The organism is Actinoallomurus sp. NPDC050550 (assembly GCF_040655075.1).
GTDB lineage: Bacteria > Actinomycetota > Actinomycetes > Streptosporangiales > Streptosporangiaceae > Actinoallomurus.
This window is the reverse complement of record NZ_JBFAJC010000017.1, coordinates 167505-182731: the sequence shown is the minus strand read 5'-3', so window position 1 is coordinate 182731 and position 15227 is coordinate 167505. Positions and strand designations below refer to the sequence as shown.

The window sequence follows — 15227 nt, the reverse complement described above, 5'->3', positions numbered from 1 at the left end:
CTGTTGAATCGACCGTGACCGAACGGACCGTCAGCCCGCTGAGGTTGAGCGTGAAGCTGTCCAGTGCTTGGGTCGCCGCGGCGCTGACCACCGTGACGCCCCGAAATGTCCGGGTGCCCGGCTGGTAGCTCATCGTGATGTCGTAGCCGGTGACGTCGAAGCTCCCGCCGCCCGCCGCAACCGCCTCCGCCGCAATGCCGGTACGCGGCGAACCGCCGGCGCCGAAGCTCGTGCCGACGCCCACCACCATGCCGGCGAGCACAGTCGCGGCGACCAGTGCCCTACGCGGCCCGCCCCGTGCCCGATCACCGCGCAAGCCCTGCCGATACTGACGGCAGGAAGCCTTGTGTCTGACGGTCTCCTGCGGCCGGGGCGCGTGACCGCGCCTGCCCCTCGCCGGCCCGAAGGCAGCGCGGCGAGGGGCAGGGCCCGGTTCAGTACAGGTGGACCGGGAGCGAGGCGGGTCCGCTCGTGGTGAACGAGGTGTACATCACCTCGGACGGGTCGACCGCCATACGTAGCTTCGGGAAGCGCTGGTACAGCGCGGACAGGCCGATCCTGCCTTCCAGGCGGGCGAGCGGCGCGCCGACACAGAAGTGCGGCCCGTGCCCGAAGGCCAGGTGCGCCCTCGGGCTGCGGGTGATGTCGAACCCGTTGGCGTCAGCGCCGTGCTGGGCCGAGTCGGTCCCTGACAGGGACAGCAGCAATGGGGCGCCGGCGGGGAGTTCCACGCCGGCCAGTGTCGTGTCCTGGGTGGTGAATCGGAAGACGGCCATCGGCACGGAGGGGTAGCGGCGCAGTGTCTCCTCGACCACCTGCTCCCAGAGGCCGTCCCGGATGGCGAGGTCGCGCTGGTCGGGGTGCACTGACAGCGCCACGATGGCGTTGTCGAGCAGGTGCATCGTGGTCTCGTGCCCGGCGATCACGAACAGGAAGAGCATGCCGGCGAGTTCGTCGTCGGAGAGGGTGACTTCGCCGTCCTGCTGCACCTTGATCAGCATTGAGGTGAGGTCGTCCCGCGGGTCGGCGCGCCGGCGTTCGGCGAACCGGGCGAGGTAGCCGAGCATCGCGAACTGTGCCTCGACCGACTGGTCGCCGGCGTTGATGACCGATTGGGTCCAGGCCCGGAGCGGTGCCCGGTCCTCCTCCGGTATGCCGAACAACTCGCAGATCACCTTGATCGGCAGGGCCTCGCCGAAGGCCGGGACCAGGTCCACGCCGTCGCCGGCCGCGGTCAGATCGCCGATGAGCGCGGCGGTGATCTCCTCGATGCGGGGTGCCAGTGCCGTCACCCTGGACGGGGTGAACGCCTTGTTCACCATCGTGCGCAGCCGTCGGTGGTCGAGGCCGTCCGCCGTCGCCATGTGGTCGGCCTCGATGAACGGCCGGAACGGCCAGTCCGCCGGGATGCTGCCGTCGTGCAGTGCGGGCCAGTTGCGGGAGTTGCGTGCGTACACCTTGTCGTTGGAGAGGACCTCGTGCGCCGCGGCATGCGTGGTCACCGCCCATACGGAGATTCCGCCGCTGAGCTCGATCGGCACGACCGGTCCGATGTCACGTAGCCTCGCCTGAGTGTCGTAGATGTGCTCTGTCGGTACCGGGATCCGCTGCGGAGTCACGTGTTCCTCACTGGGGGAAGGCATGGAACGTTCCGACCTCACGAGCTGATCATCGTTGATCAACGTCCGGAACGCGAGCCTTCGGCTGATTCCGCGTTGTGAGAGGTAACGATGCAATTTCTCCGTGAGCGAGGACCGCCGTGGCGTTCGAATCACCGAGCGGTGGCGGCCATGGGCAAGGAAGCGCCGGACTCCGCGGTGGCGCAGACGTCCGGCCAGGACTGCTCGCCGCACCCCCGGGTCGGCGAGCCATAGCCTGCTTCTCCCGAGATCCGCGTGGAACGCGGATGTCGCTGAACGCGTCGTACACGGCACACGAGATCATCGGCGGTGGGAGAGAGATGGCGGACAGTCCCGGGTTGCTGACCCGTGTCGTGGCGGGCTTCAAGAAAGAGGTCCCGGCCAAGACACTGGAGTCGATCCAGAAGGCCGGGATCGGGGTGTACCGAGCGCTCGACGACGCCGAGGCGGTACGCCGCGACCTGGCCACCGAGGGAATCGACGCCTGGGGCGCCCCGGTCTCGGCGGCCGCACAGCAGTTGTACGCCTGGAACGCCTACGTTCTCCAGACCCTGGGCGACAAGATGATCGAGGCGGACTACCGGGCCGACACGCGTACGGTCGGCTACCTGCCCAAGGTGACCGCCGAACAGGTCTGGGCGTTCTTCGGCCAGGTCGAGCACTGGCTGTCATTGACACGCCAGGCCGCGGCCAATCCGACCTACCGGTTGGATGAGGCGGTATCCCTACCGGCCGACCTGCCCGGCTGGGTGGAGATCGAGCCGTGCCCGGCCGTGCATCTGGAAGCGATGATCGCGGCCGGCGCCGCCATCCGCGAACACGCTGACGTGGCCCTTGGCACGTTCGAGACGACCTGCGCCGACGACGGGCATCAGGCCGACCTCGACCGGCTACGGCAGATCGCCGCGGAGGCCTCGTCGTCGGCGGACTACGCCGCCAACGTCTTCGAACCAGGAGCAAGCCAGGAGCTCCACGAGATCATCGAGCAACGCCTGCAGCACGCTCTGGAGGCCTACTACCACCTCGGGCAGCTCATCGCGATGCCGAGCCTGCTGAAGACCTACCGGAACGCGGGCACGGCCAAGAACGGAGCCTCGGCCACCAGGCTCCCGCTGCCCGGGACGAGCGGTTTCGGCCCCTGGTGCCTGACCGACCAGGGCTCCCTGTCCCGCTGGAAACGCGACGCCCAGGCGCGCAGGACGATCGAGGAGATGTGGCGGCACGACCCGAATCCCGGCAAGACGCTGCGGATCCAAGAGCAGATCAACGCCGCTCGCAAGCGCGGTGACATCGCGCCGACCGGCTCGATGTACTACTGCTCTCCGTGGGCGTCCATCTACCGGGTCAAGAAGGCCGTCGTGATCGGCAGACGTCGGCTGCAGCCCGGCGAGGAGTTCACGTACGAGGTCTCCGCAGAAGAGATCCTCGACAACGGCCGGTTCATCCGCCAGATCGTCACCGGCCCCTTCCGACCCACCTCACAGATCGAGTACGACGACCCTGGCGACGACCACTGAAAGCCAGTATGCGTCCGACGCCGGACGCATACTGACCGGAAATCCGAGGCGGCGATTCCGGCGTGCCACGACAGTGACGCGGGCTCGCGATATGCCCAGGTCAGGCGGGGGCTGCAGCAGCGGTGACGGCTGGAAGCTCGTGGAGCAGCCGCTGGAGACCCGCATGGTCTTCGGAGTCGGCTCGGTGGGCGAGCCAGATCTCCAGTTGCCAGTTCGGCAGCGTCAGCGGGAGTAGGCGGACGCGGCCCGCGTTCAGGGCCTGGGATGCCGCGTACAGCGGGACGACGGCCACGTAGTCGGCGTCGACGGCGAGTTCGACGGCGACGTCGGGCGCTCCGACGAGTTGGACGGGGTGATGCCGGTCGCGTTCGGGGTGGGCGAACAGGTTGGCGAGTTCGTCCGCGGGGTCGCTTCCGGCGGCGGGCCGTGGAAGTGCGTGCACGGTGTAGTGGACCGCGACCTTCGTCGCTATGAGGTCCTCGGGGGAAAGCCCGTCGCGTTCGGCCAGCGGATGGTCCGGCCCGCACACCGCGACGAAAGGTGAGCGTGCGACGAGTCGCGACTGCAGGCTCGCGGGCAGTACCCGATGCACGACGAACGCGGCGTCGACGGCGCCGTCGAGCAGGAGGGTGATCGCTTCGTCGCTGGTCGCGACCCGGCAGCGGACGTCGAGAGGGTGCTCGGCCAAGGCCTTCAGAATGGGCCGGAACAGCGTGGTGGCGAGGCTGGCGGGCGCGGTGAGGGTGAGCCGGCTGAGGTCCTGCCGGCGTACGGTGAGCCGGGCCTCGTCGAGGAGTTCCAGACATCGGCGCGCGTAACCGAGGAAGCGCGTTCCGGCCGGGGTGAGCGTCGTGCCACGAGCCCCTCTGGTGAACAGCCGTGCCTGGAGTCTGCGTTCCAGACCGGACATGCGGGTGCTCACCGAGGGCTGGGACAGCTGGAGTTCGACGGCCGCGCCACCGAAGCTGCCGGTCCGGGCGACCGCGTCGAAAACCACCAAATCGGCTGTTTCTATGCTTTCCAGCGGCATAGGCGCAGCTTAGGGCTAGGTCCAGGCAAACGCCGTCTACTCGACCGACGCCCGCGTACGGCACGGTACCGGTACAGGCCCTGACCTTGGGTTTGAGCAGTGAAGTCGAGTTGGTGACCGGCGATTCCGGTCGCCACCTCTCGCCGGGGGTCCTGCCGACCGTGCCGAGCACAAAAGGAGCACACATGCCCGACCGTGACGCGGCGCCGCAGACGTCCGGCGTCTCACCCCGCGACGACCAGCGGCTCCACCGCAGCCTGGGAACGCTCTCGCTGACCGCCATCACCTTCTCCAGCGTCATCGGCTCCGGCTGGCTGTTCGCCGCCTACAAGGCCTCGAAGCTGGCCGGGCCCGCGGCCTTGATCTCCTGGGTCGTCGCCGGGCTGGCCACGTTGCTGATCGCGCTGGTCTACATCGACCTGTCGTTTCGCCGACCGCTGTCCGGAGGCAACGTCCGGTGGCCTCAGCTCGCCTCCGGCCCGCTGGTCGGCACGGTGATCGGCTGGGCGGTCTTCCTTCAGGCCGCCTACGCCGGACCGAGCGAGGCGACCGCGGTCGCCCAGTACTCCGGCCGCTGGCTGCCGTGGCTGGTCTCGGGTGAGGCGCTCACCGTGCCAGGCCGCCTGTGCGCGGCCGTGCTGCTCATCGTCGTGTTCGCCCTCAACATGATCGGCATCGGCTTCGTCGCACGGGTCAACAACGCCGTCACCGCGGTGAAGTTCATCGTCCCGGCACTGACCGTGGTGTTGCTGCTGGCCAGCGGGTTCGACACCAAGAACTACGCGGCGGGAGGCGGCTTCGCGCCCAACGGCTTCGCGGCGTCGCTGACCGCGATCGTCGGCGCCGGCCTGATCTACTCCTTCACCGGCATCAACGCCGCGGCGGTGCTGTCCGGGGAGGCGCGCGATCCGCGGCGAACGGTGCCCCGCGCGACGCTGACCGCCCTCGGCGTCTCCTTCGTCATCTACCTGGGTCTGCAGCTGTCCATGCTGTTCACTCTCCCCACCGGCCTGCTCGGCACTGGATGGCGCGGCATCAACCTGACCTCGCCACTCGCCCAGCTCGCGAGCCTGATCGGCATGGGATGGCTGTCGTGGCTGCTGCTGGCCGACGCCGCCTTCTCCCCGACCGGAAGCATCCTGATCTCCGCGTCGGTCAAGGGCCGCTACACCTACGGCGCCGCCCAGAACGGCATCCTGCCCCGATTCTTCGCCGCCGTACACGAACGCACCGGCATCCCGCGCCGTGCCCTGATGCTGAACCTCACCATCGGCGTGGTCATCGTCCTGGCCCTGGGCAACTGGTCCGACATCGCCAGCTCCCTGAGCTTCTACTACGGGCTCAGCTACGCGGCCGTGTCCGTCGCGGTCACCGTCCTGTACGCGGTCGGCGACCGCAGCGGCGGCTGGCTCGGCCGGTGGAGTCTCCCGGTCGGGGCGAGTTCGTTCGTCCTGTCCGGTCTCATCCTGTACTGGTCGGGATGGGAACGCGTCCGCGTCGCCGCCCCGCTGCTGCTCGTCGGCCTGGTCGTCTACGCCTTTCAGGGCATGGGCCGCACATCCCGTACGCGCCTGTCGTACCGGACCGGTGCATGGCTGATCGTCTTCCTCTGCGGACTCGGCCTCATGTCCTTCCTCGGCAGCTTCGAGGGCCGTGGCGTGATCACAGCGCCGTACGACTCGTTGCTCGTCGGACTCGCCAGCCTCGTCATCTGGAGGGCGGCCTACCGGTCCGGGCTCGGCTGGCACCGGTCGGCGAGCGCTGAGACCGGGACGACGGCGAGCGAGCCGGTGGCTCCCGCGTCAGGCTCGGCGATCACCGCGGAAGGGCCTCAGACGTGACCGCACCGAACCGGCGGCCGAGAAACCGAACAGGAGAACCGAATTGCTGAACTGGGACGTCTCACGCTCACGGGCGCGCGGGTGCAAACGCTGGTCGAACCACGGGCCGGACGTGCTCGATCTCGGCGTCGCGGAGATGGACCTGCCGATCGCCGACCCCATCCTCGCCGCCGTCAGCGAAGCGACCGAGCGCCAAGCGTTCGGCTATCCGGTCGACGACCACCTCAGCGGCGTCCCCACGGCGACGGCGGCCTGGCTCGGACGCCAGGGACTCTCGGTGACCCCGGCCGGCATCCGGCTCGTCCCTGACGCGATGCGTGGCATCCTGCTCGCGATCCGGCATCTGACCGAGCCGTCGTCTCCGGTCGTCGTACCCACCCCCTCCTATCCCCGCTTCTTCGAGGTCGTCGCGGTCACCGGCCGGCCCTGCGTACAGGTCCCGATGCGCCACGAGGCCGGCAGGTACCGCCTCGACCTGGAGGGAATCGAGCGTGCCCTGCGCGCCGGGGCGGGCTCGGTGATCCTCTGTCACCCCGCCAATCCGGTGGGACGCGTCTTCACCTCGGACGAGCTCACCGAACTCGCGACGATCGTCGACCGGCACAGCGCCCGCGTCATCTCCGACGAGGTCCACGCCCCGATCCGCTACACCGAACCCTTCACCCCGTACGCCGCCCTCAACGAAACCGCCCGGCGACACGCGATCACCGTCACGAGCGCGACCAAGGCGTGGAACTTCCCTGGGCTGCGGTGCGCCATGGTCGCGTTGACCAACGGCCGCGACCCCGCGATCTGGGACGGCATCCGCCACGTCGAAAAGAGTGGCATCAGCCCACTCGGCATGATCGCCACCAAGGCCGCCCTCGCCGAAGGCGCACCATGGCTCACCGAGGCGCTGACATTCCTGGACGACAACCGCCGCCTGGTCACCGAATTCCTCGCCGGAGCCGAACTGCCCATCCACGCCGACACCCCGGAAGCGACGTACTTCTCCTGGCTGAACCTGACCGCCTTCGACATCGACCAACCCGCGGCGTTCCTCCTGGAGCACGCCGGCGTCGCCACCGGAGCCGGCCCGACCTACGGTCACGGCGGTGCGGGGCACGTCCGCCTGAACTTCGCCACCCCACAACCGACCCTCCTCGAGGCACTGGAGCGGATCACAACCGCCCTGACCAAACGACTGTGATCGGTATGCGCCCCTCCCCCGGCCCATGGGCGAGTGGATTGGCCGGACGCCCGGCATGGGCTCTCGGCTAACGCAGGCCTTCGCCGTACTCGTGAAGATAGGCGGTACGGTACAACATATGAACGATCGTGCAGATGTCACGAAGAGCGTGACGGGCCTGGGCGACTGCAGCGTGCGTATCGTCGACCGCGACCGAGTGGCCATCGTCGCGGCGGCGATGCCCGCCGAGAGCGATGTCGCGGAACTGGCCGACATATTCGGCCTCCTGGCCGATCCGGGGCGACTCCGCGTCCTGGTCGCCCTGCTCGAAGGCGAGATGTGTGTGTGCGACCTCGCCGCGGTCGCCGGCGCGAGCGAGTCGGCGGTCTCCCACCACCTGCGGCTCCTACGCGCGCACCGAGTCGTTCATGTGCGCCGCAAGGGGCGGATGGCCTACTACCGGCTCGCCGACGCGCACGTTCGGATGTTGCTGGACGTAGCCCTCACCCACATCGGGCACGCCCCCGCAGCCGCCCACCCCGAACATGGTCCGACCGTGGAGAACACCCATGAGTAGCAAGCCCGCGGACACACACGCCGCGCAGGACACTGCCCACGATCATGATCACGAACATGAGCACGAAGAACAAGGCGGTGGCCACGCGGGCCACTCCCATGGCGTGAGTGCCGACGCCGACAAGCGATACCTGACCGGCGCGCTCGCGCTGATCGTCGCCTTCATGGCCGGCGAGGTCGTGATCGGCATCGTGGCGAGTTCGCTGGCGTTGATCTCCGACGCCGCCCACATGCTGACGGACGCCGCTTCCATCGTGCTGGCTCTGGTGGCGATGCGGCTGGCCGCCAAACCGCCCAACGGTGGCTACACCTACGGGCTCAAACGCACGGAGATCCTCTCGGCCCAGGCCAACGGACTGTCGCTGCTGCTGCTGTCCGCGTGGCTGGGCTATGAGGCGATCCGCCGGCTCTTCGAACCACCGGAGGTCACCGGCGGGCTGGTGCTGGGCACCGCGCTGGTCGGCGTCGCCATCAACGTCGCAGCCACGTGGATGATCAGCAAGGCCAACCGGTCAAGCCTCAACGTCGAAGGCGCCTTCCAGCACATCCTCACCGACCTGTACGCCTTCATCGCCACCGCAGTCGCCGGGTTGATCATGGTGCTCACCGGCTTCGTCCGCGCGGACGCGATCGCCTCCCTCGTCGTCGTGGCCCTGATGCTCAAGGCCGGCGTCGGATTGGTACGTGAATCCGGTCGCATCTTCCTGGAGGCCGCGCCCGCCGGGCTCTCCCCCGAGCGCGTCGGCCAGGCACTCGCCGCCCGCCCTCACGTCACCGAGGTGCACGACCTGCACATCTGGCAGATCACCTCGGGCATGCCGGCCGCATCGGCGCACGTCCTGGTCGCCCCAGGAGAGGACTGTCACGCCGTACGCGCCGACCTCGAAGCCGTCCTGGCCGCCGAATACAAGATCACCCACACCACGCTTCAGGTCGACCACACACACGACACGCTGCTGTCCATCACCAACGCAGGCGACGCGACAGAAGAACACTGCGACGAATCACACGGTCCCGTGCATCGCCCCAACGATCCGTAGGCCGCCCGCAACAGCCTCCGTCAAGCGATAGACGGCCGCCGAGGCCACCGCCCGACCAAGGCAGCGCGATGGGACCGGCCCAAGCGGGCCGCGGACGCCGGGCGAGCAGTGCTGTAATCACCGGGCGTTTCGGGCATCGCCGCCCCTCCGTGGCGGCGCCCATCGGGGCTCCCGCTCAGGATGTGCCGTACCGGGCGGCGACGACCGAGGGCCGGTCGACCGGGCGCCCGGCGTCGATGGACTGGGCGAGCCGGACGTACTGCGCCTCGGCCCAGGCGAGTGGTGCCGCCGAGCCCGTTGCGCCGCCGAAGGCGAACCCGTACTGGTCGGCCTGGTCCCACACCTGTTCGGGGATCAGGTAGCCGGCGTTCGCACTGTCGGCCATGGCCTTCAGCTGAGCGGTCGCCGGCCGGCCCGCGGCCAGCTCGTACTCGCCGCGTTCGCCGGACAGCAGCGGCCACACCCGGCCGGTCGGGTGGCCGTGGCCGGCGGGCCAGCCGGTGCCGTCGTCCTGGCTCTCGCCATAGGAGTCGTGGTTGTAGCGATGCCAGTACACATCGCCGTTCGGGGCGGTGACCGAGTCGACCGCGTCGAGCTCGGGCAGGGAGGCCGTCACGTCGCCGTAGGACGCGGGGCGAACGCCGAGCCGTACCAGGTCCAGGAAGCCGCCGTCGACGATGTCGCGCTCCCACCAGGTGCCGTCGGCGAAGGTACGGGCGTAGGTGTCGTTCGGGTCGGTGTCGTGTTCGATCCGCTCGTAGTAGGAGTGGTCGCCGAAGTACCCGGTCGTGGTGAACGTCTTCCCCTCGAGTGAGTTCCGCCACGAGTCGGCGGTGTTCTCGTACGTCGTGGCGCTCGCGGTGTCGCCGTTGCGGCGGGCGATGTCGCCGGCGCAGACCAGGCCGGCGACCTCGGCCGCGACGGTGGACGGCGACAGGCCGCTCTGTTCCTCCCAGCGCTCCCCCGGCGTGGCGGGACCGAAGCTCACGATGTGGTCGGCGGTCAGTTTGATCTTCGACCACGTGGCGGAGTCCGTGAGCCCGGTCTGCCAGGCAAGGACGATCGGGAAGGCGTCCTCGTCGAGTTGCTCACAGCAGCCGAGCTGCTGCGGGGTCGCGCCGCTCACCCCGCCGACCGGCGAGTAGCGGGGGAAGGACCCGGGCCCGTACGTGACGCCGTCGCCCTGGGTCCACGCGGTGATCTGCTGGCGGTTCCAGAGCCACTGGGCCATCCGTTTGGCCTGCGCGGCGTCGCCGGCCGCGAGCAGGGCCGTGCCCTGCTGGTACAGGTCGCGGGCCCAGACTCGGTGGTACCCGTCGTTCAGCGCGCCGCCGTCGACGTAGTCGCCCCAGGGTGTGGCCAGGGACGCGACGTTCGCGCCCGGGAAGGTCTTGTCCTCCAGGCCGTGCAGCGTCATCAGGCCCACCAGGTACGCGCGGCGGCGCACTGTGTCGCCGGACACGCTCGCGGGCACGGTCTTGCCGCTCAGGTAGTCGTGCCAGCCGGACCCGTACGACGACTCGGCCGCGGTGAAGCCCGCCGACAGCGACGCGGTCGCCGCCGAGGCAGCGGCCGTACGGTCGGCGCCGAAGCCCAGCGCGAGCGTGAACGTCGTGTCCGTGCCGACCGGGACCTGGCCGGCCTGCACGATGTTGCCGGCGCTGCTCGCGGTGTCGTACTGGCCGGTCAGCCGCTTGTTGGCACGCAGGTCGACGAGGCCGTCACTGGCCGTGCCGCTGTAGCCGCTGGTGTGGGTGGTGAAGGCGGCAGAGGACTTCAGCGCCGAGGACACCGTCGACCCGAACACCGCCTGCCCGTCAGAGGCGACCAGCGCGCCGTCCGCGGCGTCCCACGCGCCGGTGTCGTTGCCGCCGCTGCCGGCCAGCGAGGGGTTGAACAGCGCGTACAGCTTGTACGCGCCGCCGTCCAGCGACTGGAAACGCGTCTTGATCAGCAGGGTCGAACGGGCCGGGTCGGTCACGTAGGTCTCGGTCAGCCGGTACCGGCCGCTCGTCGCCGTGTTGGTCACGGTGTATTCCGGCGACCTCTCGTCCGGCATCGACACCGTGTGCGTGGTCGCGTCGCGTTCGAGATCGGTGAAGCTCGAGCCGTCGGTCACCACGTACTGCAGGTCCTGCACGTCGGGCACGTCGGTCCGGGGATAGAAGACCTCGGAGGTGACGCCCTTGGCCACGGTGAACCAGATCTTGGAGGCCGCGCCGGTGGCGGTGCCGAGCGAGGTCTTGTCGCCGGTGGTCCATGAGGAGCCGCCGCCCGGCGCGCCGGGAGCGTCACCGGCCGCATACGCCGTGGTGCCCGACACCGCGACCGCTCCCAGCAGGAGTGCCGTACCGAGCCGACCAAGCCGCGCGCACCAGCTCATGGCAATGCTCCTCAACGCTCCGTGAGAGACCGCCCGCCCGAACATAGGCGGGATCGGGAGGCGCGACAAGATCCACGGCTGTTGACCGTCCCCCATCCCGCGCCTAGATTGAGGAAAACCTTTTCCTCAGCGGCCGTGCGGGCCGAATGGAAAGGACGGCAGATGTTCAGCCGGAGAACGGTACTCAAGCTCGGGGCGCTCGGCATCGCGGCGAGACCATTGATCGGTCGAGGTACGGCATCGGCCGCGGGTGCCGGAGGCTCATCGACGCCGGCGAGGTCCGAGGTCGCGTACCTGTCAGGCACGGACAAGGATCACGCGGTCGAGTGGCGTTTCATGGTGAACAGCGGACGGACTTCCGGCGAATGGACCACTGTTCCCGTGCCGTCGAACTGGGAACTTCACGGCTACGGTACGTACGACTACGGAAACTTCGTCAAGGACCACCCCGACCAGCCGAACGAGCAGGGCGTGTACGAGCGTGCGTTCACGGTCCCCCCGGGCTGGCGTGGCAGGAAGATCTTCATCGTCTTCGAAGGCAGCATGACGGACACCCATGTGCGGATCAACGGGTCGACCGTCGGGCCGACGCACCAGGGCGGCTTCTTCCGCTTCATGTACGAGGTCACTGATGTGCTCGCTTTCGGCGGCCCGAACCTGTTGAGGGTGACGGTCGACAAGGAATCCGCCAACGCCTCGATCAATGGTGCGGAGCGGAGGGGCGATTACTGGATCTTCGGAGGCGTCTACCGACCGGTCTATCTGCTGGCGCATCCCGCCGAATTCATCGACCGTCTGGCGATCGACGCACAGGCCGACGGGTCGCTCTCCGTCGACGTCTTCCCGGGCGCCGTCGCCGAGGCCGACATTGTCCGGGCGCGGATCAGGTCCCTGGACGGGGCAACGGTCGGTCGTCCCTTCTCGGCGGGCATCCGCACCGACGGGAGCAAGGTGACCCTGTCCACTCGCGTGGACGGCCCGAGACTCTGGACGGCGGAGACCCCGAATCTCTATCGGCTGGAAGTGACGCTGAGCAAGGGCGACGAGGTGCTGCACCGGGTCAGCGAGCGGTTCGGCTTCCGCACCGTCGAGGTACGCCCGGGAAAAGGCATCTTTCTCAACGGAAAGCGGATCATGCTCAAGGGCATCACGCGGCACGCCGAATGGCCGGACTCCGGCCGCGCGACCAGCCCGAAGATGAACCGCGACGACATTCTCCTGATGAAGGAGATGAACATCAATGCCGTCCGGCTGTCGCACTACCCACAGGACCAGGACTTCTACCACCACGCCGACGAGCTCGGCCTGTACGTGCTGAACGAGTTGCCCGGTTGGCACACGCCGTACGACACGCCGAGCGCGAAACGGCTCGTGGAGGAGATGGTCGTCCGAGACGTCAACCATCCGTCCGTCATCTTCTGGGACAACGGCAACGAGGGCGGCTGGAACACCGCCGTGGACGGCGACTTCGCGTCGTATGACCCACAACGGCGGACGGTCCTGCACCCGTCGAGTGAACCGTTCAACGGCATCAGGACCACCCATTACCCAACGTATGAGAACGTCCAGGACTACCTGCGGAACGAGCCTGGTTCGATCTACCTGCCGACGGAGTTCCTCCACGCCATGTACGACGGAGGCGGCGGCGCCGGGCTGGCGGACTACTGGAGCCTCATGATGAGCCGGCCGAACTCCGGCGGAGGATTCATCTGGGCATTTCTCGACAGTGGGATCGTCCGTACCGACCAGGGCGGCCGGATCGACGTGGCGGGCGACCGCGCCCCGGACGGCGTTGCGGGACCGTACCGCGAGAAGGAGGGGAGTTTTTACGCGATCCGGGAGATCTGGTCGCCGATTCTCGCCACCCTGCGGTGCTCCGGCACCGGTTCGAACCCGGCGGTGTTCGACATCGAACTCACCAACCGATACGACTTCACGAACATCGACGAGTGCCGGTTCGACTGGAAGCTGATCAGATTCCGTGGGCCGTACGAGGAGTCCACCGGCCACGCGGTGATGGCGAACGGCACGGCGAACGTCCGTCGTGCCGGGCCGGGTGAGAATGCGACGCTGACGCTACGTCTCCCGCCGCCGGCGGTGAAGCGGTCCGACGCACTGGCGCTGGCCGCCGTCGACCCCTCCGGCCGCGAAGTGTGCTCATGGGTGTGGCCGATCACGACGGCCACGAGTTACAAGGACCGCATCGTACCGGCCGGACCCGGCACCGTGAGGGCGACGGAGACCCCAGACGCGATCACCATGACCGCCTCGGGAACCGCGGTCACCATCAGCAAACGCACCGGCCTGCTGACCGGCGTCCGGAAGAACGACATCCCCATGTCGCTCATCAATGGGCCCGTGATGACGACCGGAAAGGCGACGCTCTCGGACATCACTCACCGCGACGAAGGCGCCGCTCACGTCGTCCACGCCGACTACACCGGCGATCTGTCATATGTCACCTGGCGCATGTTGGGCAACGGGTGGCTTCAACTGGAGTATCGGTATCGCGTCACCGGTGACAGGAACTTCTCGGGCGTCTCATTCGACCATCCCGAGCACCGGATCGGAGGCGTCAAATGGCTCGGAAAGGGGCCGTACCGGGTTTGGAAGAACCGAACGCTCGGCCCTGTCACCGACGTGTGGTACAAGAATTACAACGATACTTCGACCGGTTCCGATCTCTGGGGGGCCGATCACTGGAAGTATCCCGAATTCAAGGGCTACCATGCCGGGACCTACTGGGCGGTGCTGCGCGCTCTCGAGGGCGACATCACGATCGTCACGGAGCAGGAGGACCTGTTCCTCCGCCTGTACACCCCCAAGTTCGGCACCAATCCCGGCACCGCGACGGCGGCCTTCCCCGGCGGGGACATCTCATTCCTTGACGGCATCGCCCCGATCGGCGACAAGAACCACGCGGCGTCCCAGACCGGGCCGTCAGGGCAGCCGAACTCGGGGGACGGAGACTACCGGCGGACGATCTGGTTCTCCTTCGAGAGCAAGACGGTGCGGCTGGCGGTCGCCGATATCGGCGAGATCGACCTCGACAAGTCCGCCGAGATCACCGCCAGGCTCTCGAACGAGGCCGGGGAAGGGTCTCCCGTTCGCGACGTCCGCCTCGCGCTCGATGTGCCACGGGGCTGGAGCGTCAAGCCACGCACGCCGGATCGCTTCCGTACGGTGGCCCCTGGCCAGACGGTCGAGGCGACATGGACCGTCACGCCACCGGCCGGCAACTTCGGCAAATTCTCCCTGCGGGCCGAGGCGGGCTATCTCGACCAGGCGGCTCATCGGCGGTTCCAGGTCTGGAGCGAGGCGAAGGACGTGGTCGTGGGCAGCGGTCCCGAGCCGCCGGAGGTGGTCGCCTGGTACAAGTTCGGCGAGAGCGCGGGACGAACCGCGATCGACTCGAGCGGCCGGCGGGACAGGGACCTGACGGCGACGCTCGTCGGCGACGCCACCTGGGGTGCGGGCCGGGTCGGCAACGCCGTGCACCTCAACGCGTCCGGATCGAACGACGGCCACATCCGGCTGCCGCAGGGAATCCTGGCCGGGGCGCGCACGGCCACCATCGCCTGCTGGGTCAGGCCGGCCTCCCTGCCACGGTGGCTGCGCATCTTCGACTTCGGCTTCGACCGGGTCACCTACATGTTCCTGACCCAGGGCGCCAACCTGCGTCCGCCGGAGCTGACCGACGACATGCTGATGTTCGCCATCACGATGAACGGTTCGGGCGCGGAGCAGCACCTGCACGCGCCTCCCCTGCCCGCCGGCGAATGGAAACACGTGGCGGTCACGCTCGCCGGCGGCAGCGGCGGCGGCCGCCTGTACGTGGACGGCGTCCAGGTCGACGCCAACCCCGCCATGGACCTCGTACCGATGTACCTGGGCGACATCCCGCGGAATTACGTCGGCCGGTCACAGTTCTCCGGGGATCCCTTCCTGCCCGGCGCCGTGGACGAGTTGCGCATCTTCGGGCGGGCGCTGTCCGACAGCCAGGTCCGCGCGCTCTACGAGCGGCCGTAGCAG

General features: G+C 68.5%; 9 protein-coding genes. 6 read left to right on the top strand and 3 right to left on the bottom strand.

What is annotated here, in order from left to right; translation table 11 throughout:
- Positions 1 to 434: 434 nt before the first annotated feature.
- Positions 435 to 1643: a cytochrome P450 gene (locus AB0I04_RS24190; RefSeq protein ID WP_360888354.1), complete on the bottom strand. Its 1209-nt coding sequence runs from the start codon at positions 1641 to 1643 to the stop codon at positions 435 to 437.
- 263 nt (positions 1644 to 1906) lie between these two features.
- Between AB0I04_RS24190 and AB0I04_RS24185 the strand changes: the two genes are divergently transcribed.
- Positions 1907 to 3157, top strand: a complete 1251-nt coding sequence (locus AB0I04_RS24185; protein WP_360888351.1) for a hypothetical protein — start codon at positions 1907 to 1909, stop codon at positions 3155 to 3157.
- A gap of 100 nt (positions 3158 to 3257) precedes the next feature.
- On the opposite strand, the gene AB0I04_RS24180 is transcribed toward AB0I04_RS24185, so the two are convergent.
- Positions 3258 to 4154, bottom strand: a complete 897-nt coding sequence (locus AB0I04_RS24180; protein ID WP_360888403.1) for a LysR family transcriptional regulator — start codon at positions 4152 to 4154, stop codon at positions 3258 to 3260.
- A gap of 218 nt (positions 4155 to 4372) precedes the next feature.
- Here AB0I04_RS24180 and AB0I04_RS24175 point away from each other — a divergent pair, with 218 nt between their 5' ends.
- The 4 genes from AB0I04_RS24175 (at position 4373) to AB0I04_RS24160 (ending at position 8812) form a co-directional block, all read left to right on the top strand.
- Positions 4373 to 6028 (top strand): APC family permease, encoded by a 1656-nt coding sequence (locus AB0I04_RS24175; RefSeq protein WP_360888348.1) that lies wholly within the window; start codon positions 4373 to 4375, stop codon positions 6026 to 6028.
- A 43-nt stretch (positions 6029 to 6071) separates the two neighbouring features.
- Complete coding sequence (locus AB0I04_RS24170) at positions 6072 to 7217, top strand: aminotransferase class I/II-fold pyridoxal phosphate-dependent enzyme (RefSeq protein ID WP_360888345.1); 1146 nt, start codon at positions 6072 to 6074, stop codon at positions 7215 to 7217.
- A 118-nt stretch (positions 7218 to 7335) separates the two neighbouring features.
- Positions 7336 to 7773 (top strand): metalloregulator ArsR/SmtB family transcription factor, encoded by a 438-nt coding sequence (locus AB0I04_RS24165; RefSeq protein ID WP_360888342.1) that lies wholly within the window; start codon positions 7336 to 7338, stop codon positions 7771 to 7773.
- Positions 7766 to 8812 (top strand): cation diffusion facilitator family transporter, encoded by a 1047-nt coding sequence (locus AB0I04_RS24160; protein ID WP_360888339.1) that lies wholly within the window; start codon positions 7766 to 7768, stop codon positions 8810 to 8812. The genes AB0I04_RS24165 and AB0I04_RS24160 overlap by 8 nt, the downstream gene beginning before the upstream one ends.
- A gap of 175 nt (positions 8813 to 8987) precedes the next feature.
- Here AB0I04_RS24160 and AB0I04_RS24155 read toward each other — a convergent pair whose 3' ends face one another.
- Positions 8988 to 11195 carry a glycoside hydrolase family 15 protein gene (locus AB0I04_RS24155; RefSeq protein WP_360888336.1) on the bottom strand — a complete coding sequence of 736 codons (2208 nt, stop codon included), beginning with the start codon at positions 11193 to 11195 and terminating at the stop codon, positions 8988 to 8990.
- A gap of 336 nt (positions 11196 to 11531) precedes the next feature.
- Here AB0I04_RS24155 and AB0I04_RS24150 point away from each other — a divergent pair, with 336 nt between their 5' ends.
- Entirely contained in the window at positions 11532 to 15224 is a 3693-nt protein-coding gene (locus AB0I04_RS24150) for a glycoside hydrolase family 2 TIM barrel-domain containing protein (RefSeq protein WP_360888333.1), read from the top strand.
- The last annotated feature ends 3 nt before the right edge of the window (positions 15225 to 15227 follow it).

Excerpts from the sequence above, each read along its gene's own strand:
- AB0I04_RS24160 (WP_360888339.1), top strand. The coding sequence starts at position 7,766 with ATGAGTAGCAAGCCCGCGGACACACACGCCGCGCAGGACACTGCCCAC.
- AB0I04_RS24185 (WP_360888351.1), top strand. The coding sequence starts at position 1,907 with ATGTCGCTGAACGCGTCGTACACGGCACACGAGATCATCGGCGGTGGG.
- AB0I04_RS24175 (WP_360888348.1), top strand. The coding sequence starts at position 4,373 with ATGCCCGACCGTGACGCGGCGCCGCAGACGTCCGGCGTCTCACCCCGC.
- AB0I04_RS24165 (WP_360888342.1), top strand. The coding sequence starts at position 7,336 with ATGAACGATCGTGCAGATGTCACGAAGAGCGTGACGGGCCTGGGCGAC.
- AB0I04_RS24190 (WP_360888354.1), bottom strand. The coding sequence starts at position 1,643 with ATGCCTTCCCCCAGTGAGGAACACGTGACTCCGCAGCGGATCCCGGTA.
- AB0I04_RS24150 (WP_360888333.1), top strand. The coding sequence starts at position 11,532 with ATGGTGAACAGCGGACGGACTTCCGGCGAATGGACCACTGTTCCCGTG.
- AB0I04_RS24155 (WP_360888336.1), bottom strand. The coding sequence starts at position 11,195 with ATGAGCTGGTGCGCGCGGCTTGGTCGGCTCGGTACGGCACTCCTGCTG.